Consider the following 648-nt stretch of genomic DNA (forward strand, 5'->3'; position numbering starts at 1 on the left):
TATGTTGAGATTGCGTTGTTGATTGGGATGCTCATAAACAGTCATATAGTTGATTTTGTGGTAACTGGATGTTCTTCAGGACAAGGGATGATGCTTGCTTGTAATAGTATGCCTGGTGTTTTATGCGGGTATGTTCCAACTGCGAAAGATGCCTATTTATTTGCACAGATTAATAATGGAAATGTAGTATCTTTACCTCTTGGGGAAGAGTATACATATACAGGTGAAAAGAATTTAGAGGAAACAATCAAAGCATTATTTTCAGAACCATTTGGTGGTGGATATCCTAAAAGTGAAGCAAAAAGAAAGATTGCGGATGCTAAAAAACTAAAAGAAATTAAAGCAAAATCACAAATTGATTTTGAAATGTTTTTGAATAAGTTAGATTTGGATATGGTTAAGAAAGTAAAACATAAAATACATGCACAATAATTTTAATTTGATAGATGACGATTAATGTAATTAAGGGTTTATCTTGTGATTATTTAAAATAGCTCCCCTCTCTAGGGAATATTTTCATATACAAAACAACTATTTCTATATGCTATAATAGGGGTGATCGGAGGTGATCCCATGAACGCATATTTAAGAATAAAAGAATACAATGATAGCTATACTGCAACAGAAAAGCTCATAGCTGAATATATA

Annotated in this window: 1 protein-coding gene; it reads left to right on the forward strand. The window is 31.8% G+C overall.

Translation table 11 applies throughout. The features are described 5' to 3' along the window. Positions 1-432: RpiB/LacA/LacB family sugar-phosphate isomerase (locus B2S90_RS06355; RefSeq protein WP_286696742.1), on the forward strand; the 432-nt coding region annotated here is incomplete at its 5' end. Positions 433-648: the final 216 nt, after the last annotated feature.

This window comes from Catenibacterium sp. UBA627, from assembly GCF_002299355.1.
GTDB lineage: Bacteria > Bacillota_I > Bacilli_A > Erysipelotrichales > Coprobacillaceae > Catenibacterium > Catenibacterium mitsuoka.